The sequence below is a fragment of the Microcoleus sp. S13_B4 genome, assembly GCF_036700885.1.
Taxonomy (GTDB): domain Bacteria; phylum Cyanobacteriota; class Cyanobacteriia; order Cyanobacteriales; family Microcoleaceae; genus Microcoleus.
In genome coordinates, this window is record NZ_JAUBPU010000157.1 from 1 (window position 1) to 1125 (window position 1125).

The following is a 1125-nucleotide window of genomic DNA, read 5'->3' on the forward strand; positions in this document are numbered from 1 at the left end:
ATACCAATTTAATATGAAGCTGCATAGAATAGGGCTTCAAGAATAAAATTGTAAGATGACAACGAACTAATTTGCTCAGGAGTGATGTTTTCAAGAACTTGTTGCAAACGCTCTCGTAGTTGCCCAAGAGTTGTAAAAACTTCTCCAACAAGTTGCTGTTTGATATATTCCCAGACCCGTTCAATTGGATTAAGTTCTGGACTATGTGAGGGCTGACAGACTGGAATTAAATTTTCGGGCCATGAGAGTTCATTAGTGATATGAGCACCCGCTCGATCCATTTGAATGAGCGCAATATCTTCACCCAATTGTAGAGAAAGAGCGTCAATAAATTGCTGGAAATCTTCTCCATTAAGATGGGCATATTCTTGGCAAAAATGCCAGCCACTCAATGGTTCGACTACCCCATACAACCAAAAATTTTCACGCTTCCACAGTATGGGAGCAACTGGTTTTACCCCCCGGGCTGTAATTACTTTACCCGTCAACGTTTTCAGTCCCAAACGGGTTTCATCTTGACACAAATATCGTAGCCGTTTACCCTTACCAAAGAATTTTTGAAACGTCAAGACTGCTGGGACGATGTTTTTTTAAAAAGTTCCACTGCTTTTATGTCCTGTAAAGCACTTTGCGGACGTGGCACTTTCAGTTTTGCTTGGAGGCGATAATGCACCCAAGCATAAACTGTTGCATAAGTCAGTTCTAGACTATACTCTTTTTTGAGCCATTCAACAATTTCTCCGTAGCTTTTGAAGGCGGCTCCTTTTTCTAAACGTTCTTTGAGCCCTGCTAATGCCTCCAGAGTCATGTGTGGTACTTGTCCGGGGGCTTTTTTTACCAACAATAATTCCGATAATCCACCCCGCCGATACTTTTGTAACCATCGGGTTATCGTAGATTTGTCTCTACCCAAACGATGCGCTAATTCTTGATGCTCCTGTACTTGCCCTGTTTTTAACCACCATAATACTTGTATTCGTTCTTTTTGGTTGGCAGTACGAGTATTTTTTAGTTGTTTTTCTAAAAATTCTGCACTTTCTTCAATTGTTATTTTAAAACTACGACTCATAAACGCACCATACAAGCTATCTCTCTATTATATGCAACTTCACATAAAATTGGTAT

2 protein-coding genes are annotated in these 1125 nt (G+C 40.1%); both read right to left on the bottom strand.

Annotated elements, in window-relative coordinates; all coding sequences use genetic code 11:
* Window positions 1–8: 8 nt before the first annotated feature.
* On the bottom strand, window positions 9–569 hold the full coding sequence (locus QT994_RS27700; protein ID WP_333180348.1) for an IS630 family transposase: 561 nt from the start codon (window positions 567–569) through the stop codon (window positions 9–11).
* Window positions 566–1069: a helix-turn-helix domain-containing protein gene (locus QT994_RS27705; protein WP_333180349.1), complete on the bottom strand. Its 504-nt coding sequence runs from the start codon at window positions 1067–1069 to the stop codon at window positions 566–568. The genes QT994_RS27700 and QT994_RS27705 overlap by 4 nt, the downstream gene beginning before the upstream one ends.
* Between the last annotated feature and the right edge of the window lie 56 nt (window positions 1070–1125).